Annotated in this window: 21 protein-coding genes; 8 read left to right on the top strand and 13 right to left on the bottom strand. The window is 64.5% G+C overall.

Annotated elements, in window-relative coordinates; genetic code table 11:
- Nucleotides 1-410: 410 nt before the first annotated feature.
- Complete coding sequence (locus JKL46_RS15970) at nucleotides 411-1043, bottom strand: DUF1345 domain-containing protein (protein ID WP_246529343.1); 633 nt, start codon at nucleotides 1041-1043, stop codon at nucleotides 411-413.
- 117 nt (nucleotides 1044-1160) lie between these two features.
- Here JKL46_RS15970 and JKL46_RS15965 point away from each other — a divergent pair, with 117 nt between their 5' ends.
- A complete protein-coding gene (locus JKL46_RS15965; RefSeq protein ID WP_201834545.1) occupies nucleotides 1161-1583 on the top strand; it encodes an OsmC family protein in 423 nt (140 codons plus the stop codon).
- Nucleotides 1584-1699: 116 nt separating this feature from the next.
- Here JKL46_RS15965 and JKL46_RS15960 read toward each other — a convergent pair whose 3' ends face one another.
- Genes JKL46_RS15960 through JKL46_RS15950 form a run of 3 tightly spaced genes read right to left on the bottom strand, consistent with a single transcriptional unit; the run spans nucleotide 1700 to nucleotide 4574 of the window.
- Nucleotides 1700-2683: a TRAP transporter substrate-binding protein gene (locus JKL46_RS15960; RefSeq protein WP_201834543.1), complete on the bottom strand. Its 984-nt coding sequence runs from the start codon at nucleotides 2681-2683 to the stop codon at nucleotides 1700-1702.
- 31 nt (nucleotides 2684-2714) lie between these two features.
- Nucleotides 2715-4022: a TRAP transporter large permease gene (locus JKL46_RS15955; protein ID WP_201834541.1), complete on the bottom strand. Its 1308-nt coding sequence runs from the start codon at nucleotides 4020-4022 to the stop codon at nucleotides 2715-2717.
- A gap of 6 nt (nucleotides 4023-4028) precedes the next feature.
- A complete protein-coding gene (locus JKL46_RS15950) occupies nucleotides 4029-4574 on the bottom strand; it encodes a TRAP transporter small permease (protein WP_201834539.1) in 546 nt (181 codons plus the stop codon).
- A gap of 206 nt (nucleotides 4575-4780) precedes the next feature.
- On the opposite strand from JKL46_RS15950, the gene JKL46_RS15945 reads away from it, so the two are divergent.
- Nucleotides 4781-5341, top strand: a complete 561-nt coding sequence (locus JKL46_RS15945; RefSeq protein ID WP_201834537.1) for a PRC-barrel domain-containing protein — start codon at nucleotides 4781-4783, stop codon at nucleotides 5339-5341.
- A gap of 57 nt (nucleotides 5342-5398) precedes the next feature.
- On the opposite strand, the gene JKL46_RS15940 is transcribed toward JKL46_RS15945, so the two are convergent.
- Nucleotides 5399-5773, bottom strand: a complete 375-nt coding sequence (locus tag JKL46_RS15940) for a ComEA family DNA-binding protein (RefSeq protein WP_201834681.1) — start codon at nucleotides 5771-5773, stop codon at nucleotides 5399-5401.
- Nucleotides 5774-6023: 250 nt separating this feature from the next.
- On the opposite strand from JKL46_RS15940, the gene JKL46_RS15935 reads away from it, so the two are divergent.
- The 4 genes from JKL46_RS15935 (at nucleotide 6024) to JKL46_RS15920 (ending at nucleotide 11708) form a co-directional block, all read left to right on the top strand.
- Nucleotides 6024-7238, top strand: a complete 1215-nt coding sequence (locus tag JKL46_RS15935; RefSeq protein ID WP_201834535.1) for a putative DNA modification/repair radical SAM protein — start codon at nucleotides 6024-6026, stop codon at nucleotides 7236-7238.
- Nucleotides 7239-7365: 127 nt separating this feature from the next.
- Nucleotides 7366-8808, top strand: a complete 1443-nt coding sequence (locus tag JKL46_RS15930; protein ID WP_201834533.1) for a UdgX family uracil-DNA binding protein — start codon at nucleotides 7366-7368, stop codon at nucleotides 8806-8808.
- A 151-nt stretch (nucleotides 8809-8959) separates the two neighbouring features.
- On the top strand, nucleotides 8960-11089 hold the full coding sequence (locus JKL46_RS15925; RefSeq protein ID WP_343074067.1) for a transglycosylase domain-containing protein: 2130 nt from the start codon (nucleotides 8960-8962) through the stop codon (nucleotides 11087-11089).
- A gap of 268 nt (nucleotides 11090-11357) precedes the next feature.
- Complete coding sequence (locus JKL46_RS15920) at nucleotides 11358-11708, top strand: DUF1330 domain-containing protein (RefSeq protein ID WP_201834529.1); 351 nt, start codon at nucleotides 11358-11360, stop codon at nucleotides 11706-11708.
- On the opposite strand, the gene JKL46_RS15915 is transcribed toward JKL46_RS15920, so the two are convergent.
- The 3 genes from JKL46_RS15915 to JKL46_RS15905 all read right to left on the bottom strand — a co-directional run bounded on the left by JKL46_RS15915 (nucleotide 11693) and on the right by JKL46_RS15905 (nucleotide 15280).
- A complete protein-coding gene (locus tag JKL46_RS15915; RefSeq protein ID WP_201834527.1) occupies nucleotides 11693-12892 on the bottom strand; it encodes a multidrug effflux MFS transporter in 1200 nt (399 codons plus the stop codon). The genes JKL46_RS15920 and JKL46_RS15915 overlap by 16 nt on opposite strands.
- 305 nt (nucleotides 12893-13197) lie before the next feature.
- Nucleotides 13198-13941 carry a M48 family metallopeptidase gene (locus JKL46_RS15910; protein ID WP_201834525.1) on the bottom strand — a complete coding sequence of 248 codons (744 nt, stop codon included), beginning with the start codon at nucleotides 13939-13941 and terminating at the stop codon, nucleotides 13198-13200.
- Nucleotides 13942-14017: 76 nt separating this feature from the next.
- Nucleotides 14018-15280, bottom strand: coding sequence for a polyhydroxyalkanoate depolymerase (locus JKL46_RS15905; protein WP_201834523.1), 1263 nt, complete (start codon nucleotides 15278-15280; stop codon nucleotides 14018-14020).
- 314 nt (nucleotides 15281-15594) lie between these two features.
- On the opposite strand from JKL46_RS15905, the gene JKL46_RS15900 reads away from it, so the two are divergent.
- Complete coding sequence (locus JKL46_RS15900; protein WP_201834521.1) at nucleotides 15595-16950, top strand: ActS/PrrB/RegB family redox-sensitive histidine kinase; 1356 nt, start codon at nucleotides 15595-15597, stop codon at nucleotides 16948-16950.
- 94 nt (nucleotides 16951-17044) lie between these two features.
- Entirely contained in the window at nucleotides 17045-17602 is a 558-nt protein-coding gene (locus JKL46_RS15895) for an ActR/PrrA/RegA family redox response regulator transcription factor (protein WP_157934139.1), read from the top strand.
- Between the two features lie 19 nt (nucleotides 17603-17621).
- On the opposite strand, the gene JKL46_RS15890 is transcribed toward JKL46_RS15895, so the two are convergent.
- The 5 genes from JKL46_RS15890 to JKL46_RS15870 form a co-directional block, all read right to left on the bottom strand.
- A complete protein-coding gene (locus JKL46_RS15890; RefSeq protein WP_201834519.1) occupies nucleotides 17622-18158 on the bottom strand; it encodes a DUF6790 family protein in 537 nt (178 codons plus the stop codon).
- A gap of 244 nt (nucleotides 18159-18402) precedes the next feature.
- Nucleotides 18403-18900, bottom strand: a complete 498-nt coding sequence (locus JKL46_RS15885; protein WP_201834517.1) for an MmcB family DNA repair protein — start codon at nucleotides 18898-18900, stop codon at nucleotides 18403-18405.
- A 79-nt stretch (nucleotides 18901-18979) separates the two neighbouring features.
- Nucleotides 18980-20482, bottom strand: coding sequence for a sensor histidine kinase (locus JKL46_RS15880; RefSeq protein WP_343074066.1), 1503 nt, complete (start codon nucleotides 20480-20482; stop codon nucleotides 18980-18982).
- A 265-nt stretch (nucleotides 20483-20747) separates the two neighbouring features.
- Nucleotides 20748-21029 (bottom strand): DUF2218 domain-containing protein, encoded by a 282-nt coding sequence (locus JKL46_RS15875; RefSeq protein WP_201834514.1) that lies wholly within the window; start codon nucleotides 21027-21029, stop codon nucleotides 20748-20750.
- A 63-nt stretch (nucleotides 21030-21092) separates the two neighbouring features.
- Entirely contained in the window at nucleotides 21093-21305 is a 213-nt protein-coding gene (locus JKL46_RS15870; RefSeq protein WP_201834512.1) for a hypothetical protein, read from the bottom strand.
- Nucleotides 21306-21413: the final 108 nt, after the last annotated feature.

The following is a 21413-nucleotide window of genomic DNA, read 5'->3' as shown; positions in this document are numbered from 1 at the left end:
GGGAAAGGCCCCGCTTCGGTTTTGATTTTTTGGCGATGACGTTGCGTCATTCTCGAGTCCATCCTGGGGCCCAGATAATCGGGTCCCAATCTGGGCTGTTCGGTTAAGTGCTCAAGAAGGGGATTCGTTCCTTCGTAACGTTACAGCCCCGACGAGACGGTCGTGACTTAAGTTCGAGTTCTGCTGGAGGCCGGCACACCGTCATTCCGGGGCCGCGCAGCGGAACCCGGAACCCATAGCCGCCAGCCTTGCAGAAAGAGGCGCAACGCCGCTCATCTCTATCTTGAGCCGTCGTGGCTATAGGTACCGGGTTCGACCTACGGTCGCTCCGGAATGACAGGATGGAGCCAACTTAAGCCACTACCGACGAGACCGGGGCCGCCGCTGGATGGATGGGAGGCGTGCGGGGGCTACAGCAGCCCTGCGCCGACATTGACGGCGAGAGCCAGGATCGTGGTGTTGAAGAGGAAGGACAGAACCGTGTGGGCCAGCGCCAGACGGCGCATGCGCTTGGAAACGATCACCACGTCGGAGGTCTGTGCCGCCGCGCCGAGATTGAACGAGAAATACAGGAAATCCCAGTAATCCGGCTTGTCGTTGTGCGGGAAGGCGAGGCCCTGCCGCTCGCCTTTGTCGCCGTAATATTCATGCGCGTAATGGATCGCGTAGATCGTGTGCACGAAGAACCACGAACACAGGATCGTGATCCCGGCGATGGAGAGGCGCGATCCCTGCTCGTCCGCCGGGAGGCCGTGAATATTGGCCAGTTCCACGGCAATGGCGCCAAGGCTGGCGATCGAGGCCGCGAGGGTGAGGATGAGCACGACGATCGCGCTCTCGTCCTCCATCGCGGCCCGCTGCTGCATCTGGGCGGTGGTGGAGGTGAGCGCCATGGTCCAGGCGAGGACGAGATAGCAGACGATGCCGATGTCCCAGGCGATCAGCATGCGCGTGATCACCAGCCAGGACGAGGGCAGCAGGGCGAAGACGAGCAGGGCGATGCCGGTGGAACCGAGAAGCCGCGGGCGGAGGCGGGCCTGCATGGGGATCATCATCTGAAACGCCACCTGAATGAGACGCATCGTCGAATGCGGAAGGCCGGGTCCACTTTTTCCGACGACGCGCTAGATCACCAATCCTATCCGCAAAAGGAGATCAGGATGAACCGCAAAGCAAGAGCCGTCTGGCAGGGCACGGGCAAGGACGGCACCGGCCAACTTACCACGGATTCCGGCGTCCTGTCCGCGACGCCCTATTCCTTCAAGACCCGGTTCGAGAACGAGAAGGGCACGAATCCGGAGGAGCTGATCGCCGCCGCCCATGCCGGCTGCTTCACCATGGCCCTTGCCTTCCAGCTCCAGGGCGCCGGCTTCACCCCGACCGAGCTCGCCACCGAGGCGGTCGTCTCCCTCGAACAGGAGGGTAGCGGCTTCGCGATCAAGAAATCGGCGCTGACGCTCAACGCCAAGGTCCCGAACATCGACCGCGCCAAGTTCGAGGAACTCGCCCGCGCGGCGGAAAAGAACTGCCCGGTCTCCAAGGTGCTCAACGCGGAGATCACGATGGAATTCACGCTGGCTTGAGTTTCAAGATCCTCGCCGTCATGGCCGGGCTTGTCCCGGCCACCCACGTCTTTAGCCGATTTAAAGACGTGGGTGCCCGCAACAAGTGCGGGCATGACGCGACGACGAAACCAAGACTACATCGCAGCCTTCTTGTAGCCGTCGACGATGGCCTGTCCGTCGGTGCCGGCTTTCTTCAGCCAATCGGTGGTGAGCTGCTCGCCGACCTTCTGCAGGCCCGACTTCAGCTCTGCGCTCGGCGGCTGCACCTTCATGCCCTTCGCGGTCATCTGGTCCACGTACCACTTGGTCTTTTCCTGCGCCGTCTTCCAGCCGCGCTCCTCCGCAATCTTGGCGGCCTTCAGCACCGCCTCCTGGGTCGGCTTGTCGAGGGCATCGAAGGCGGCCTTGTTGACGAAGGTCAGGTTCTTCGGGATCCAGGCCTGGGTATCGTAAAAGTGCGAGAGCGATTCCCACACCTTCGAATCGTAGCCCGTCGCGCCCGATGTCATGAAGGTGTTGACGACGCCGGTGGCGAGCGCCTGCGGCAGGTCAGCCGCCTGCACGGTCACCGGCTGCGCGCCGACGAGTTCCGCGATGCGCGCGGTGCCGGGATTGTAGGAGCGCCACTTTACGCCCTTCAGATCCTCGACATTGTTGATATCCTTCTTGGCGAAGATTCCCTGCGGCGGCCACGGCACCGCGAAGAGCAGCATCAGGCCCTGGCTCGACAGCTTCTTCTCCACCGCCGGTTTCTGCACGTCCCAGAGCTTCTTGGCCTGGTCGAAGGAGGTGGCGAGGAAGGGCACCACGTCGAGGCCGTAGACCGGGTCCTCGTTCTCGTGCAGCGACATCAGCACCTCGCCGGCCTGGGCCTGGCCCGTCTGCACCGCGCGCTTGATCTCCGGCGCCTTGAACAGCGAGGCGTTGCCGTGGACCGTGATCTGCAGCTTGCCGCCGGTGGCGTCCGCCACGTCCTTGGAAAAGGCGTTCAGGTTCTCGGTGTGGAAATTGTCCGGCGGATAGGCGGCGGGAAGGTTCCACTTGGTCTGCGCCAGTGCAGGCGCTGCCAGGAGCAGGGCCCCCGCAAGACTCAATCCAAGGCGTGTCATGTGCTTCATCGTTCGTCTCCCTCTGTGTTTGTGAATCAAACTAATCCGGAAAGGCCATCTGCGGCAGCACCATCACGATCTGCGGGAACACGGTGATGATGGCGACCGCCAGGACGAGCAGGAAGAAGAACGGAAGGGCCGCGAGCGCCACCGTGTTCGAATCCTTGCCCGACATGGTCTGCAGCACGAAGAGATTAAAGCCGACCGGCGGCGAGACCTCCGCCATCTCGACCACGAGAATGAGGAAGATGCCGAACCAGATCAGATCGAATCCGGCCGTCTTCACCATCGGGATCACGACTGCGGTGGTGAGCACGATCATCGAGATGCCGTCGAGCGCCGTGCCGAGCAGGATGTACATGATCGTGAGCGCGGCGATGAGCGCGTAGGGCGACAGATGCAGGCTGTCGACCCAGGTCGCGAGCGCCTGCGGAATGCCGGTATAGGCCATCGACGTCGACATGAAGGAAGCACCGGCGAGAATCAGCATGATCATGCAGGTGATGCGCGTGGTGCCCATCACGCTGGCCCAGAACGAGTCCCACGACAGCGACCCCGACCACCAGGCGATGGCAAGCGAACCGAGCACGCCCCAGGCCGCGCATTCGGTCGCCGTCGCCCAGCCGAGCAGCAGGGTGAGGAAGACGAGCGCGATCAACAGCGCAACGGGAATGAGATTGGTCGATTCCTTCAGCTTCTCGCGAATGCTCATCCGCGGCTCGGGCGGCGGCGACTTTTTCGGATTGAGGAGCGACCACACGGCGATGTAGCCGGAATAGAGCGCCATCACGAGCAGGCCCGGCAGGAAGCCCGCGAGGAAGATCTGGATGATCGAGACATTGGCGGCGACCGCATAGACCACCATGGTGATCGAGGGCGGAATGAGAATGCCGAGCGTGCCCGCGCCGGCGAGCGAGCCTAAGCTCACCGTCTCGTCATAGCCGCGCTTCTTCAATTCCGGCAGGGCGATCTTGGCGACCGTCGCGCAGGTTGCGGCGGACGAACCCGAGACGGAGCCGAAAAGGCCGCAGGCGAGCACGTTCACGTGCATCAGCCGTCCGGGCAGCCAGTTGAGCCAGGGTGCCAGGCCGCGGAACATCTCCTCCGAAAGCTTGGTGCGGAACAGGATCTCACCCATCCAGATGAAGAGCGGCAGGGCGGCCAACGTCCACGACGCCGAATTGCCCCAGATCGTGGTGGCGAGCACCGAGCCTGCCGGAATGCCGCCGCCTACGAACTGCATGCCGACCCAGCCGCAGGCCATGAGCGCGATGGCGATCCACACGCCGCCTGCGAGAAGCAGCGCGAGCAGCAGGAGCAGCAGGCCGGAAATCTCGATGAGTTCCATGACGCGCTACACTCCGCTCTGGATCGCGCGCTCCACCACCTCTTCGGCAGTGGTGGCAGGCGGCTTCTCGTAGCGCGGGTCGCCGCCGCGCAGCACATGGATGAACTCGTCGACGAAGGCGATGAACAGGATCACGAGGCCGGTGGCGTAGCCGATCTGCGGAATCCAGAGCGGGATCGCCACAACGCCCTGGGACATGTCGTTGAAACGCCAGCTGTCATAGGTGAGCTGGACCGCATGCCAGGCGAAGAAGCCGACGAAGCCAAGGCCGATCACGAGGGAGAACATCTCGAACCACCAGCGCCTGCGCCCCCGCAGCCGGTCGGTGATGAGCCCGACCCGGATCATCTCGCCGGAGCGGAACGTGTGCGCCAGGCCCAGGAACGCCATCGCCGCCATGGACCACGAGGCGAGATCGTCGCCCGCGGGAATGTTGATGCCGATGCCCCGCCCGAGGGACAGGCCCATCATGAGCAGGAAGATGATGAGGAGGAAGACGCCCGCGAGATAGCCGGCGAAAAGGTAAAGGCCGTCGAGGAAGGTTCGGATCATGCGGTCCGTATCAAATGATCGGCGAGGAAGCGTAGCCGAGTGTAGGAGCATTCGCGGCCGGAGCAAGGGGTTCCATCCACTTCGGCTGCACAGGCATCGGGCACAACCTGCGACAATGCTCATCGTATCGACAGAACCAAACACCAACTTCGCCGTTGAGAGGTCAGGTGTGATCGTTGAGTCACATACAAATCAGGAGGATGAATATGGCTTATAAGCTTCTCGCGACGGCGCTTCTCGGCACGGCTCTGGTGTCGGCGCCGGCTTTCGCCCAAACGCAGTCCACCGCGCCTGCAACCGCCCCGAGCGCCTCTTCGTCCACCATGTCCTCGGGCAACTGGATGACCCAGGAGCGGGCCGGCCAGTGGCGTGCCTCCAAGATCGAGGGCCTGAACGTCTACAACAGCGCCAATGAGAAGGTAGGCGACATCAGCGAATTGCTCGTGGATCAGAGCGGCAAGATCGAGGCCGTCGTGATCGGCGTCGGCGGCTTCCTCGGCATGGGCGAACATGACGTGGCCGTTCCCTTCGACCAGATCAAGTTCGTCACCGAGCCGCGCGCGGCCGCGACCGCTGCGAACACCACCACCGGGACGGCGGGTACGACGACCTCCACTGCCCCCGCAACGACCGGATCGACGACGACCACGACCACGACGACGACCGCCCCTGCCGACACCATGAATCGGTCGGCTCCTGATCATGCTCTTCTGAACATGACCAAGGATCAGCTGAAGGCTGCTCCGGAGTTCAAGTACAGCCGCTAAACCTGCTCATGCGGAAAAAGAAAAGGGGCCCTCAGGGCCCCTTTTTGTTGGCGGACTTCAAGATTTCTGATGCGCGATGATACGATCCTTGATCGCGTCATAGGCGTTCTGCGGAATGATCTTCTTGTCGACGAGTTCGTTCTTGGCCTTGTAGGGGCGGCCCTTGATGATCGCGTCCGCCCGGGCCTCGCCGATCTGAGGCAGCTTGTCGAGCTGATCCTTGGACGCGGTGTTGATGTCGATCAGGGCGCTCGTCGACGCCGTCGTGCTCGGCATCGGCTTGGCCGCACCAGGCATCGGAGCAGTGCTTGTCATCGGCGGCTTCGCCGCTGTCCCGGGCGAAGTCGTGCCCGGCGCGGCGGTTTGCGCGAACGCGGGCGAGATGACCAGGGAGCCGAGAGCGATCAAGGCGCCGAGATGGGATAGACGCATCATTACCTCCTTCGATGGCCGGGTTGTTCCCGAAAGCCTTCGCCCGGCATCATCGAAGGACAGAATTAGAGCACAGTTAGGCCTGAGCGAGCCTTGACCCGGCATTCTCGGCTCGGAAATCTACCCCGTAACGCCGTTTTCCACGTCCGGCATCTCCCGATCCGGATGCGACCACCCGCCCCCTCCCGGGCTCTCGCCAGCGCTCCATCTCCATGCTAGAACAAAACACGAACAATTCTGCGGAAGATCCATGGACGAGAAGCTTAGCCGGAAGCTGCGCATCCTGGCGGACGCGGCCAAATACGATGCCTCCTGTTCCTCATCCGGCGCTCCGAAGCGCAAGGCGGATGCGGGAGGGCTCGGCTCGACGGTCGGGACCGGCATCTGCCACGCCTACACGCCGGACGGGCGCTGCGTGTCGCTCCTGAAAATCCTGCTCACCAATTACTGCCTGTTCGACTGCGCCTATTGCGTGAACCGGCGCTCGTCCAACGTGAAGCGGGCGAAGTTCTCCGTCGACGAGGTGGTGACCCTCACGGTCGAGTTCTACAAGCGCAACTACATCGAGGGCCTGTTTCTCTCCTCCGGCATCATCCGCTCGCCCGACCACACCATGGAGCAGATGATCCTGGTGGCGAAGAAGCTGCGCCGCGATCACGGCTTTCGCGGCTACATCCACCTGAAGACGATTCCCGAGGCGAGCCCCTGGCTGATCGAGGAGGCGGGCCTGTGGGCAGACCGCCTGTCGATCAATCTCGAATTGCCGACGGAGAGGAGCCTGGAGCGGCTGGCGCCTGAGAAGGACGGCGCCTCCATCGAGACCGCCATGGCGCAGATGTCCGAGCGCATCGAGGAGGCGCGGGAGGAGCGCCGTCATTTCTCGCCCGCCGGGCAATCGACGCAGATGATCGTCGGCGCCGACGAGACCACGGACGAGGATGTCCTGCGCACCTCCGCCAAGCTCTACGGCCATTACGCCATGAAGCGCGTCTATTACTCCGCCTTCAGCCCGATCCCGGATTCGAGCGCCATCCTGCCCCTGAAATCGCCGCCGCTGATGCGCGAGAACAGGCTCTATCAGGCCGATTGGCTCCTGCGCTACTACGGCTTTAACGTGGACGAGATCGCAACCGGTGGCGACAAGGGCATGCTCGATCTCGACATCGACCCCAAGCTCGCCTGGGCGCTGAAGAATCGCCACCGTTTCCCCGTCGACGTGAACGCGGCGGACCGCGAGATGCTGCTGCGCGTACCGGGTCTCGGCGCACGGGCGGTGGACAAGATCGTGGTGGCGCGAAAGCACACGACATTGCGGCTCGAGGACATCGCCCGCCTGACCTCGGGGCTGAAGCGCGCAAAACCCTTCCTCATTGCGGCCGATCACCATCCGAAGGCGCGGCTCGACCGGCTCGACCTGCGCGCGCGGCTGATCGAGAAGCCGGAACAGTTGAGTTTGTTCGGATGAGCATACTCACTTGCTGTCATCCCCGGCGGTCCGCAGGACCGGGAAGGGGATCCACCCATACCCGCATGGCTATGGATTCCCTTCCCCTCCGCTTCGCTCCGGCCGGGAATGACACGAAGGACCGTGCATGACTCTCCACCGCATCACCCTCAAACCCGGCGCCGATCTCCAGAATTTCCGCAGGGCCGTGCGCTGGCTGATCGCGGACGAGCTGGCACCGCAGCATGTGGTCTTTGCCGTCGACGACGCGCCGAGCCTCTTCGGCGAGGAGCAGGCGGGCGATGCGGCGCCGGTATCGATCCCCAAAGGCGTCGCGCGGCTCATCGAGCATGTGGTCTGCCACAGCGATCCGGAGCGCTATGCCCTGCTCTACCGCCTCGTCTGGCGCGTGCTCAACGGCGAACGCGAACTTTTGGAGATCGCCAGCGATCCGCTGGTGCACCGGCTCGACCTCATGGCGCGCTCGGTGAGGCGCGACCTGCACAAGATGCACGCCTTCGTGCGCTTCCGCCGCATGCGCCATGACGATCTCGAACGCTTCGCCGCCTGGTTCGAGCCGGAGCATTTCATTCTCGAGGCGGCAGCACCCTTCTTCGTCGACCGCTTCCGCTCCATGGACTGGACCATCCTCACCCCCATCGGGTCGGTGCGCTGGGACCGCGCGGCGCTCAGCTTCGGGCCGGCGGCAAAGCGCGAGGATGCGCCCGATGCGGACAGCTTCGAGGAGGGCTGGCGCGGCTATTACGAGAGCGTGTTCAATCCGGCCCGGGTGAACCCGACCGCCATGCGCGCCGAGATGCCGAAGAAGTACTGGCACAACATGCCGGAGACCGCCGCGATCCCCGGCCTGATCCAATCCGCCGTCCAGCGCGTTGACCGGATGATCGAACAGGAGGCGACGATGCCTGCCAAACGTATACCCGAACGGGCTCTCGAGGCCATGTGGGATCAGGAGCCGAAAAGCCTCAAAGACCTCAATGCCATCATCGAAAAAGCGGGACCGCTGGTGCCCGGCGCGACGCAGGCGGTGTTCGGCGAGGGTCCGGTCCATGCCGACATCGTCTTCGTCGGCGAGCAGCCGGGCGACCAGGAGGATCTGCAGGGACGGCCCTTCGTCGGCCCCGCCGGCAAGCTCCTGGACAAGGCCATGAAGGAAGCAGGAATCGACCGCAGCCACGCCTATCTCACCAATGCCGTCAAGCACTTCAAATTCGAGCTACGGGGCAAGCGCCGCATCCATGCGAAACCGACGACGGGCGAGGTCAAGCATTACCGGCCCTGGCTGATGAAGGAGCTGGAGCTGGTGAAGCCCAAGCTCGTGGTGGCGCTCGGCGGCACGGCGCTTCTCGCGCTCACCGGCAAGTCGACCCCGATCAGCCGCTCGCGCGGACGGGCCCGGTTCGACGGCTACGAGGGCTATGTCACGGTGCACCCCTCCTACCTGCTGCGCCTGCCCGACGAGGCGACGAAGCGGGAGGCCTATGACGCATTCGTGAACGACCTGCGCCGTATCCACGATCTCGCCCAGGCCGACCTCGAAACCGGCGAGCTGCCGCTGGCTGCGGAGTGAGGATTGTGGCCGTAAAAGCACGCTTGCACCCTTCGGCTTCCGAAGGGGTTAATCGGCGTTAACCGCCCCTTAAACCGCCACAATTAGGGTGCTCCCAGAGCATGGAAGGCCGGACGATATACCGGCCGCATCGATGCGGGGTAATTCAAACGTGGCGAACGGACGTGACCGGCGCGAGCCGGTGTTCGATGCGCCCGCTGGCGAAGCGGGGGAGCTGGATTTTCACCTCTCGCCCGAAGATCGGGCAGGGGGAACGATGGCGCGCAGGCGAGCTTCTCGGAACAGTGACGGGCCGCGCCGGCCCGCCAGGCCGAAGAAGGCCAAGCGCAAGGGCGGCCGCTCGCTCCTGAGCAAGCTCGTCTATGCCGGGCTCGTGCTGTGCCTCTGGGGCGTCATCGGAATCGGCGGGGTGGTCGCCTATTACGCCTCCCAGCTGCCGCCCATCGACCAGCTCACCGTGCCCAAGCGCCCGCCGAACATCGCCATCATGGCGAGCGACGGCTCGCTGCTTGCCAATCGCGGCGAGACGGGCGGACGCACGGTGACCCTGAAAGAGCTGCCGCCCTATCTGCCCAAGGCCTTCGTCGCCATCGAGGACCGGCGCTTCTACGACCATTTCGGCATCGACCCGATGGGCATTGCCCGCGCGGTCTACCGCAACCTCGCGCATAAGGGCGGCCTGCAGGGCGGCTCGACCCTGACCCAGCAGCTCGCCAAGAACCTGTTTCTGACCCAGGAACGCACCGCCTCGCGCAAGATCCAGGAAGCGATCCTGTCGCTCTGGCTCGAGCGCAACTACTCCAAGGACCAGATCCTCGAGCTTTATCTCAACCGGGTCTATTTCGGCGCCGGCGCCTATGGCGTCGAGGCCGCCGCCCAGCGCTATTACGGCAAATCGGCGCGCAACGTGTCGCTCTCGGAAGCCGCCGTGCTCGCCGGCCTCGTGCAGTCGCCCTCGCGCCTTGCGCCCAACCGCAATCCCGAGCGCGCGCAGGCCCGCGCAGAGCTTGTGATCGCAGCCATGAACGAGCTCGGCTTCATCACGCCGGGCATGACCAAGACGGCGCTTGGCGCGCCGGCTGAGCCGGTGCGCCCGAACGGCGCGGGTTCCGCCAATTATGCCGCCGATTACGTCATGGACGTGCTCGACGATTTCGTCGGCAACGTCGAATCCGACATCGTGGTCTCGACCACGGTCGAGCCCGCCATGCAGGCGGCGGCCGAGCGCGTTCTCGTGGACGAGCTCAACACCAAGGGCCAGAAGTTCAACGTGAGCCAGGGCGCCTTCGTCGCCATGCAACCGGACGGCGCCGTCAAGGCGCTGGTGGGCGGCCGCAATTACGAGACGAGCCAATTCAACCGGGCCACCGCCGCACGGCGCCAGCCAGGCTCTTCCTTCAAGCCCTTCGTCTACCTCACCGCCGTCGAGCGCGGCTACACGCCCGACACGGTTCTGGAGGACGGCCCGGTCAATTTCGGCGGCTGGGCGCCCAAGAACTACGACCGCAAGTACCGCGGCCCCATCGCCATGCGCGACGCGCTGGCGCTCTCGCTCAACACCATCGCGGTCAAGCTCAACATGGAGGTCGGGCCGAAGAACGTGGTGCAGACGGCGCAGCGCCTCGGCGTCTCCTCGCCGCTCCAGGCCAATGGTTCGCTCGCGCTCGGCACGTCGGAGGTGACGCCGCTCGAACTGGTCTCGGCTTACGCCGCCTTCGCCAATGGCGGCACCGGGGTCGTGCCCTACGTGATCGCCCAGGTGAAGACCACGGACGGCAAGCTGATCTACAAGCGCCCGAATGCCGGCGGCCTCGGCCGCGTCATCGACCCTGGCGTGGTCGCGATGATGAACGACATGATGCACAACACCTTCGTCGTCGGCACGGCGCAGAAGGCGCAGATTCCCGGCTGGACGCTCGCCGGCAAGACCGGCACCACCGACGATTACAAGGACGCCTGGTTCGTCGGCTTCTCCGGCAATCTCGTCGCCGGCGTCTGGCTCGGCAACGACGACGGCACGCTCACCAAGCGCGTCACCGGCGGCAACCTGCCGACGGAAGTCTGGCACAACTTCATGCAGGTGGCCCTGAAGGACAAGCAGCCCGTGGCACTTCCGGGCAGCGAGCGCTTCCGCACCCCGTCGGGTCCGGCGGTCGCGAGCGCTGGGCAGGATCCGCGCTATGCCAGCGCCGGCAACGGCGAAAATGCGTGGATCCCGCCCGCTCCCCAGCGCCGCGCCAGCCGCGAGAAGAACTTCTTCGAGAAGCTTTTTGGTCTTTGAGCGCCGATCCTTCGAAGTTTCCGCGCTGTCATTCCGGGACGTGCCTTTGGCACGGGCCCGGAATCCATAAACACGACATCGACCGGATAAGTCGCTTTCGGAACCGGTAGGTTCTACCTGGCATCGTTAGTGGTTATGGATTCCGGGTTCGCCTGCGGCGCCCCGGAATGACAGCGGTGATGAAACCCGCAAAACATTACCTGGCACGTAATCGCCGGCGCTCCCTCACCCGGGCATGCTCGCTTCATCGATCACGAAGGAGCCTGCCATGACAGCCTATGCCATCGGTCACCTGCACGACGTCGATGTCGGTCCCGATATCGTCGAGTATCTCAAGCGCATCGATGACACTCTCGCGCCGTTCGACGGACGCTTCATCATCCATGGCGGTCCGGTGACGGTCGTGGAAGGATCCTGGTCGGGCGATCTCATCGTGATCGCATTCCCGGACATGGGACAGGCCCGCGCCTGGTACGATTCTCCGGCCTATCGCCGGATCCTGCCCCTGCGCACCGACAATTCCCGCGGCGACGTGTTCTTCATCGACGGCGTATCCGCCGATCACAAGGCTGCCGACATTCTCGCCGACCTACCGATGATGGATCAACCCTTGGGCTGATGCCGACGCGCCCGTCCTGTTGCCAAGAACAGGGCGAGCGCCAGCACGCCGGTCGTGGCGATGGTGGCGGGCAGAGGGATCGCCGAGCCGTCGAGGTTGCGGCCGAGCAGAATGCCGACGATTGCGGCAAACGACATCTGGCAGATGCCGAGGAGCGACGAGGCCGCGCCGGCACGGTCGGGAAACGGCATCAGGGCGGACGCCATGGATTGCGGCATGGTCAGCCCGACGCCGATTCCGTAGATCGCCATCGGCGCGCTGACGGCGAGCGACGACGGGACCCCTGCCAGCACCAGCGCCAGCATGGTCAGACCGCCGAGCGCGAGGCATGTCACCCCGAGGCGGATGGTTCCGTCGAGCCCGTAGCGCCCGACGAGATACTGCGCGATCGTGGTGCCGGTCATGAAGCCCGCCACCACGAAGATGAAGGAGAAGGCGAAGGACAATTCGTCGAGGCCGTAGATCCTCTGGAGCACGAAGGACGAGCCGGAGATGAAGGCGAAGAGCCCGCCATAGGTGAGCATGGACAAGCCGACATACGTCCGGTAGCCGGCATGGCCGAGCAGGATCTTGAAGCCGCGCAGGATCGTGCCGAAGGAAATCGGCACGTCGGATTTCCGGCGGATGCTCTCCGGCATCTTCAGCACGATGATCGCGGCTAGGACGAGACCGAACAGGATCATCACGCCGAAGGTCACGCGCCACCCGGTGACGCGCTCGATCACGCCGCCGAGAACGGGGGCGGCCGCCGGCACCACGCCCATGATCGTTCCCATCCGCGACAATTCCTTGCCGGCGCGCGGCCCCTCATAGAAGTCGCGCACGATGGCGCGCCCGAGCACGATCGGCCCGGAAGCGCCGAGCGCCTGCAGGAAGCGCGCGCCGATCAGGGTCTCGATGTTCGGCGAGAGCGCGCAGATCAGGCTCGCCAGGGAGAAGAGGCCGAGTCCGAAGAGCAGCACGGGCTTGCGTCCGATCCGGTCGGAGATCGGGCCATAGAAGAACTGCCCGGCGGCAAAGCCGAGGAGAAAGGCGGAAAGGGTCAGCTGCGTCTGGCCGGTGCTGGCCTGAAGTCCCGCCGCGATCGCGGGCAGGGAGGGCAGGTACATGTCGGTCGAGAGGGGACCCAGAGCGGTCAGAAGCGCCAGGACGGCGGTGAGGGCCAGGGTATCGGGCTTGAGCATGTGGCGCGTTCAACCTTGAGAGGCTCGCCGGGTTAAGCCCAAACCGCGTCCCTGTCACTGGCTTTATGCGTCTTCCCGTCCCCCCTCGACGTCATCCCCGGGGCTCGTCCCCGGGACCCACGTCTTTGCAGCACTGAGGTTCCCGAAGGCGTGGGTGGCCGGGACAAGCCCGGCCATGACGCGAGAGGGTGTCATTCCCGGCCGGAGCGTAGCGGAGGGGAAGGGTATCCATAGTGCCGAACCGGTGAGTGGATCCCCTTCCCGGTCCTGCGGACCGCCGGGGATGACACCGTACGGCGGGCCCGTCACCCGATCCGGTGCAGGGCGCTGCCGTAGGTCTTGAGCCAGGCCTCCGCGTCGTCCGTGCGCGGGCAGAGCTGGTAGGTGATCTTCCAGAAGCGGGCGGAATGGTTGAGCTCGCGCAAGTGAGCGACCTCGTGGGCGGCGAGATAGTCGAGCACGAAGGGCGGGGCCATGATCAGGCGCCAGGAGAAGTTCAGCGCCCCGTTGGCCGAGCAGGAGCCCCAGCGGCTCTTGGTGTCGCGCACGGTGATGCGCTTGGCCGGAACCCCGAGCTGGGCCGTATGCTTCTTGACGGCGACGGCAAAATCCTTCTTGGCCTCGGCCTCGAGGAAGTCGCGTACCCGCCTGGCCACATGAGTGGTCTCGCCCGTGACCGCGATGATCGGCTCGCCGGCCCCCCCGGTCGTGGCCTGGGTCAGGCCGCGGATCGTCGACCAGTGGACGACCCGGTGAGGCACGCCGCGCAGGGGCACCAGGGCGCCGGGCTCGAAGATCACCCGCTCCGGCACCTTGGCGAGCCGTGTGGCGATCCATTGGCTGTGGCTGTCGGCGAATTTCTGGGCAAGGCCCACATCGGTGCGCTCGGGAATGCTGAGCACGACCTCGCCGGTCGCGTTGGAGACGCGCAGCGTGATTCGCTTGGCGGTCGGCCGGCGCTTGAGGGCCACCTTGAAGGATTGGCCCCCGTGAAGAACCTTGAGATGAGGCGGGTCCGCAGGAACGCGGCGGAACAGGGCGGATTTCATGTCCGCAATCTGCCCTGCTACGTCGATTCTGTCAGCGCAGCCGTTTGCCGCTGCTAGGAACGCATCGGGAACAGACTCAGGCTCTTGACGCCTGCTTCCGTACGGGTTCTCGAGTGTGATTCTCAATGAATTCAACAATTCGAGGAGCGATCTGAGCCCTGAACCGGGAGCCGTTGAAGACGCCATAATGACCGACCCCGGTCTGCAGGTGATAGAGCTTCTTGTCCGAGGAGAGGTTCGGCGTCAGGTCGAGAGCTGCCAGGGTCTGGCCGACGCCGGAGATGTCGTCCCGCTCGCCCTCGACGGCCATGATCGCGCAGCGCCGGATGGCCATGAGGTCCACCGGCTGGTCCCGGTGCATCATCTCGCCCTTGGGCAGGGCATGCTCGACGAACACGGTCTCGACCGTCTGGAGGTAGAATTCCGCGGTCAGGTCCATGACGGCGAGGTATTCGTCGTAGAAGTCCCGGTGCTTCTCGGCCGAATCGCCGTCGCCCTCCACGAGGTGGTTGAACATCTCCCAATGGGCCGTGAGATGCCGGTCGATGTTCATGGCCATGAAGCCGGACAGCTGCAGGAAGCCCGGATAGACGTCGCGCCAGAAGCCCGGATGGGACGGGGGCACCTTGGTGATGCAGTGCCGGCGGAACCACTCGATGCCGCGCTCCTCGGCCAGCCGATTGACGGCGGTGGGGGAGCGGCGGGTGTCGATGGGACCGCCCATGAGGACCATGGAGCGCGGGATGGAGGGATCGTTCTCGGCCTCGAGCCGCGCAACGGCGGCGATTACGGGCACGGCCGGCTGGCAGACCGCCATCACGTTCAGGTCCGGCCCGAGGTCCCGAATCATGGCCTTGAGGTAGTCGATATAATCGTCGAGGTCGAAGCGACCCTCGGCCAGCGGCACCATGCTGGCATCGGCCCAATCCGTGATCATGACCTGGTGCGTGGGCAGGAAGGTCTCGGCCGTACCGCGCAGGAGGGTGGCGTAATGGCCCGACATGGGCGCCACGATCAGAAGCTTCGGCTGGTTCTCGGCAACGGCCGAATCGCGCTCGAACGAGATGATTCGGCAGAAGGGGCGCTCCCACACGATCCGCTCGGCGACCGCGACCTCCTCGTTGCCGACGATTGTCGTCGCGAAGCCGAAATCGGGCTTGGCATAGCGCCGAGTGGTGCGCTCGAACAGCTCGCAGGCCGCCGAGACCGTGCGGCCATAGGGGGTGTGCGTCAGCGGATTGTCGGGATTGTCAAAGAAATGCTTCGTCAAATCGGAGGCCGCGCGCGCGGGGCTTAAGAGCCAATGCGCGGTATCGTACCAAACATAAGATAGGTTCATCTGTATCCCCACAAGGGCCGGGCGCCTTTTCTCGCAGCTAGCGGTAGGCTTTATCCTCAACCGTAATTTTAAGATTAAAGTTCCTCAATTCCAATGCAACAGCCTAGTTCTTTCCCTGCGAAAACGGATCACCTACTTTGGTTTCAGGGGCACCTGGCGGCCGGAATCAGCGGATCGTGCAGAAAAATGGGCTCGGATTTCTACAGCCAAGCTTGCGCCGTTACCGAACCGGCATCGGGCGGCCGGAGGCACTAGGAAAATAGGCTGTCAGCGGATGCTTGGCGAACAAGGGGCAGGCCCTATTCTGTTCGGGGATGTCCAAGATCGACCAGAAGAGCCTGACGCACCACGCCAGGCACCTGCGCCTCGACACGCTCGTCCGCCTGCGCTGGCTCGCCATCGTGGGCCAGGGGGTGGCCGTCGCCGGGGTGCGGTTCGGCCTCGGATTTTCCCTGCCCTTCGCCCTCTGCTTCCTGGTGATCGGCGTATCGGTCTGGGTCAACATCCTGCTGCGCATCCAGTATCCGGCGAGCCATCGGCTCAGCGACAACATCGCCACGGCGCTCCTTGCCTTCGACATCCTGCAGCTTGCGGGGCTTCTCTACCTCACGGGCGGGCTGGAGAACCCCTTCGCCATGCTTTTTCTGGCGCCCGTCCTGATCTCGGCCACGGCGCTCACCCCTGAGCGTACCCTGGGACTCGGCCTTCTCGCCGTCGGCTGCGCCACCTTCCTCGTACTCGTCCACAAGCCCCTGCCCTGGTTTCCGGGGCAGAGCTTCACGCTCCCCTTCCTTTACGTCACAGGCATCTGGACCGCGATCCTGCTCGGCACCGCCTTCACCGGCATCTATGCCTGGCGCGTGGCGGAGGAGGCGCGCCAGCTCGCCCAGGCGCTCGCAGCCACCGAACTGGTGCTCGCCCGCGAACAGCACCTGTCCCAGCTCGACGGCCTGGCGGCCGCTGCCGCCCACGAGCTTGGAACGCCGCTCGCCACCATCGCCCTGGTGACGAAGGAAATGATCCATTCCATGCCCAAGGAGGGGCCGGTCGGGGAGGATCTGAAGCTTCTGCAGGAGCAGGTGGAGCGCTGCCGCACCATCCTGACCAAGCTCACCTCCATGGGGCAGGAGGACGAGACCGAGTTCCTGGAGACGATCTCGCTCAGCCATCTCGTCGAGGAGATCGTCGAGCCGCAGCGCGCGGTCGGCTTCGACGTGACGGTCACGGCGTCGGGCGACGGCCCCGAGCCGATCGGGCGGCGCAACCCGGGTGTGGTGTACGGCCTGTCCAACATCCTCGACAACGCCACCGACTTCGCCGAGAGCAAGGTCACCATCGAGGCCAGCTGGTCTCCTCACGAGGTTTCCATCGAGATCAGGGATGACGGCCCCGGCTACGCTCCCGATATTCTGCTGAGAGTCGGAGAACCCTACGTGACGACGCGAAGCGCGGCCGAGCGGACCGAGGATAGCGAGGAGGGCGGAGGCCTGGGTCTGGGCCTGTTCATCGCCAAGACCCTGATCGAGCGTTCGGGGGCCGAATTGACCCTGACCAATGCGGCGCCGCCTGCCTCGGGCGCCATCGCGCGGATCGTTTGGCCCCGTCATGCGTTTGATCGAGGTGCGGCAATTTCGCCGCAGGGTGAGGGCGAGCTCGCTCTCAAAGGTTAGGGGAAGAATTCCCATATGTAAGGGGGGCCGGGCTCGTGCTTTTCCGGCTCACACCTTCAAGGAGTTCAGCCTCGAGATGCAAGGAGATGGTCTGATGGCCGATGCGCCTGCCGCGTTCGAAGACCGCGCCGACAAGAGTCTCTTGATCGTCGACGACGACCGGCCTTTCTCGACCCGTCTCGCCCGCGCCATGGAAGGCCGCGGCTATCTGGTTCGCGTGGCCGAAAGCGTTGCCGACGGCATTGCCGCCATCGAGAACGAGCCGCCGGCCTTCGCCGTGATCGACATGCGTCTCGGCGACGGCAACGGGCTCGACGTGATCGAACGCCTCAAGAACCGGCGCCCCGATGCCCGCGGCGTCATCCTGACCGGTTACGGCAACATCGCGACCGCGGTCACGGCCGTGAAGATGGGCGCCTTCGACTATCTGGCGAAACCCGCGGATGCGGACGAGATCCATGCCGCCCTGATGGCCCAGCCCGGCGAGCGGGCGCTTCCGCCCGAGAACCCCATGTCGGCGGACCGGGTGCGCTGGGAGCATATCCAGCGGGTTTACGAGCTGTGCGGCCGCAACGTGTCGGAAACCGCGCGCCGGCTCAACATGCACCGTCGCACCCTGCAGCGGATTTTGGCCAAGCGCGCCCCGCGCTAAAACCTTTCCGCGCTCGATCTCAGCGCGGAAAGGCCGGCCGCGCCACTGCGCTTGAATCGCCCGCCCGGCGCCGCATCCACAGCATGGCAAGACCGAACAGCGGCAGCAGGATGTCGGTGTAGAAGATCACGCCGGCATTGCCGGAGGCGTAGTTGTGCGCCTCCACCATCTGCACCGCATGGCCGATGGCGGCGCCCCAGAGGAAGCAGGCCGGTCCGACGATCGCTGCGAGACGCATGCCGTCGCCGCCCTTGAAGGCCATAAACCCCACCACGGAGAAGCCGAGGCTGGCAAAGCCGACTTCCTTCTGGAACGGACTGTCCTGCCAGCCGATGAAGGCGGCCGCCATCTCCGAGAAGAAGACGTGCATGACGAAGTTGTAGAAAAAGCTGACCCCGAGCGAGAAGAACAGGAACCAGGACAGGAGCGCCTCGACCACCGTCGCGCTGCTCCACGGTCTCGGCCGGCGCAGCAGGGCGATCAGCGATGCGATCAGCCCGATGACGAAAAGCGTCAGCGTGAAGTTGCTGAGCAGTAAGGTGATCGCCTGTCTCATGTTTGCCCCGCCATCGTCACAGCCCGCGCGTGACGCGGATTATGGCCGAGCATGCTTTAAGGTAAACCCGCCATGTCATTCCGGGGCGGCAAAGGTCGAGCAGCATCCGACAAATAAGAGTCAGATCCATTAACGAGTTAGTGCAGCGCGCAACGATGCCGTTTCCTCACCTCTCCCCGGTGGGGAGAAGTGAGCCTGCGCCTCATTTTCACAGGCCATCGCTCGCCCAGAATGGCCGATGACCTCACAGCCTTCCGTCGGCGATCCTGTCGGGATCGGCCAGGGCATGCAGCAGGGCGGCGGCGGCGTGGGCGAAGCGCAGGGTGACCGCCTTGCGGCGGGCGCCGGCGAGCTGGCGGTGAGCCGAGGGCCGGACGATCGCCGCCCCGAAGCTGTCGGCGATGATCAGGCCGCGATCCTCCGGCAGAATGTCGAAGGGCACCGTTTCCGGAACGGCGAAATAAAAACGGTCGCAGAAATCCTCGTAATCCGGCCATTTCCTGTCGGCCCGGAAATCGGCGATGCTCGACTTGATCTCGACGATGGTGAGCGCTCCGTCGGGCGCAAGCGCGATGAGATCCGCGCGCCGCCCGTTGGCCAAGGTGAATTCGGGCAGGGTGACGTGGCCGAGTTCCGAGAACAGGCGGCGCACGCCGCGCTGAATTCCTGAGGCGGCCGCGGATTGGCGGCCGTCGGTCGGAAGGACGATGGGACGGGAAAGAATGGCGGGCGAATCGGACATGGCGCCTAAGGTACGCCCTCGCTATCCGCCTGCAATGGCAAGGTTGTCGCGCTCGTGCGGCTGCAGGCCGTTCCCGGCTTCAGATCAGGACGGCCACCTCCGTGTCCAGGAGGGGCGCATCGACGGTGCAGACGACCCCCGCCGGGGCGAAATCGATCATCGCCTCGCCGCCGAGATGGCCTTGGGCGAGGCTGCGCTCGACGAGCCGTGTGCCGAATCCCCTCCGCAACGGCGGAACGACGCGCGGGCCTCCCTTTTCCTCCCATCGCAGGAGCAGATGCGGCAGCTCCCGCATACGGTCGACGCGCCACGAGAGTTCGACCTGCCCCACCTCGTTCGACAGGGCACCGTATTTCACGGCATTGGTCGCGAGTTCGTGCAGCGCCATCGCGAGGGCAAGCGCCACGTTCGGCGGCAGGCGAATCGCGGGACCATGGCAATGGATGCGGCTCTGGTCGACCGACTGGAAGGCCGACATCGCCTGGGCCACGACCTCGCCGATCCAGGCGCCGTCCCAGTTCTCCCGGGTCAGCACGTCATGGGCGCGGGAGAGGGCGAAGAGCCGGGACTCGATCGCCTCGCGCGCGGCGACGGTCGATGCCGCGGTTCGCAAGGTCTGCGACGCGATCGACTGCACCGTCGCCAGGGTGTTCTTGACCCGATGGTTGAGTTCGTTGAGCAGGAGACGCTGGTGATCTTCCGAACGGAGGCGCTCGGTGACGTCGCTGCCCTCGGCGAAGATGCCCGTGACACGCCCCTGCGCATCCCGGATCGGCTGAAAGACGAAATCGACGAAGCGCTGCTCCGGCTCCTTCGAGGGATCCCGCTGCAGGTAGACGGGCAATCCGCGGCCGACATAGGGCTCTTCGGTTTCGTAGACCGTGTCGAGCAGCTTGTCGAAACCCTGTCCGGCCACTTCCGGCAGAGCCTCGAGAAGCGGCTTGCCGACGATCTCCCGGCGACCGACCAGCTGGTAATAGGCCTCGTTGACGAGTTCGAACACATGGTCGGGACCGCTGTAGATGACCATGAAGCCCGGCGCCTGATGGAAGAGTTCGCGCAGCCGGTCCTTCTCCGCGGAGATCCGGCGCTCGGCCAGCACCCGCTCGGTCGTTTCCACCACGATAGCAAGGACACCGCCCGGTCTTCCTGTCTCGTCGATGACGGGACTGTAATCCAGGTTCATCCAGACCTGTTCTGGAACCCCGTTGCGGTAAAGGGTGAGTTCCTGGTCGCGGTACGAGAGCGTGCCGCCGGCCATGCCGACGCGCATCACATTGGCGTTGAAATCCGCCACCTCCGCCCAGCCCTCGAGCACCTTGGAGCCGAACAGACGCGGATGCCGCCCACCGGCGAAGATCGTGTAGGCGTCGTTGTAGATCATGATCCCGTCGGCGCCCCAGAGAAGGACCATGGGGATCGGCGAGCGCAGCATGATGCCGATAGTGGTGCGCAGACTCTGCGGCCACAGATCCATCGGCCCGATGGAGGTGGCGGCCCAGTCGAAAGTTTTCATCAGATCCGACGCTTCGCCGCCGCCGGCGAGAAAATCGGCGGGCGCCGTCCTGAGTTCACCGTGCACGCGCGCCCATCCACTCTTTCCATGAGCGGCTCCACGACCGGGCGATCGCACGTGGCGCGATGCATGTCGACGGCGATGCCGGTTCGTCGGTCGAACCGGCGGATTGAGCGGCCCTGTTGATCATAGCGGCTGAATATAGTCGCCGGGCAATCCACGGCAATCGCCGCAACGGTCGAACTTTCCTGCTCCAAAGTCCTTTGATCCCAAGGCCAAGCTTGAACGAGACGCTTGGTATAGGAGACGTTTTACCGGCGTTTCGAAGACATTAGGTCCAGGCGTATTCCAGCGTCTCGCGGAAGGCGAAACGGTTGAGGTGATCCTCGATCACTTTCTTCATGCGGTCCCGCGTCTCCTCGTCCGCGGTGCTGAGCTTGATCTGCAGATGATCGGGCGTCGCGGCAAGCTCCGCCTTCCGGTCCTCGGCAAAGGGGATCGTGCTCTGAATCGTGTCGAAGGCAACGTTGAATTTATGCGACCAATGCTTGCTCAGCTGCTGCAGGTAGCGGCTTGCATGGGCGGTTGGAACCTTCGCTTCGGTAACGAGCATTCATTCTCTCCTTGTCGACGGCAGATGCCGGCTGCAAAACCGGGCCGTCGCTGTTCGTTTCTCTTACCAGAAAAGCCGCCACTCCGGTGCTTGCGGTATCTCGAGATGCGGCAGCCGATCGTTCTCGATCCTGCGCAGCTTCTCCTCGACGAGATCGGCCAGGACGCTGCGGGGATGGGAGGCCCTCAATGCGTCGACCGCATCCCTGATCTGCTTCAGGTCGGAAGGGGAAACCATCGCTCTGTCGTCATCTCCCGTTTCCAGGATCGAAGTCATGCCTGATGCTCCGTTTCAAGCCGATGGAGAGACAATGGTAGGCATGCTGCGCTGCACGCTGCATTGCGGGAGGATTACGATTCCGTAATGGAGAAGAGCCTTGACGGA

Origin of the sequence: Microvirga zambiensis WSM3693 (genome assembly GCF_016735695.1) — a bacterium.
Lineage (GTDB): Bacteria > Pseudomonadota > Alphaproteobacteria > Rhizobiales > Beijerinckiaceae > Microvirga > Microvirga zambiensis.
Note: the sequence above shows the minus strand (reverse complement) of the source record. Positions and strands in the feature narration are given on the sequence as shown.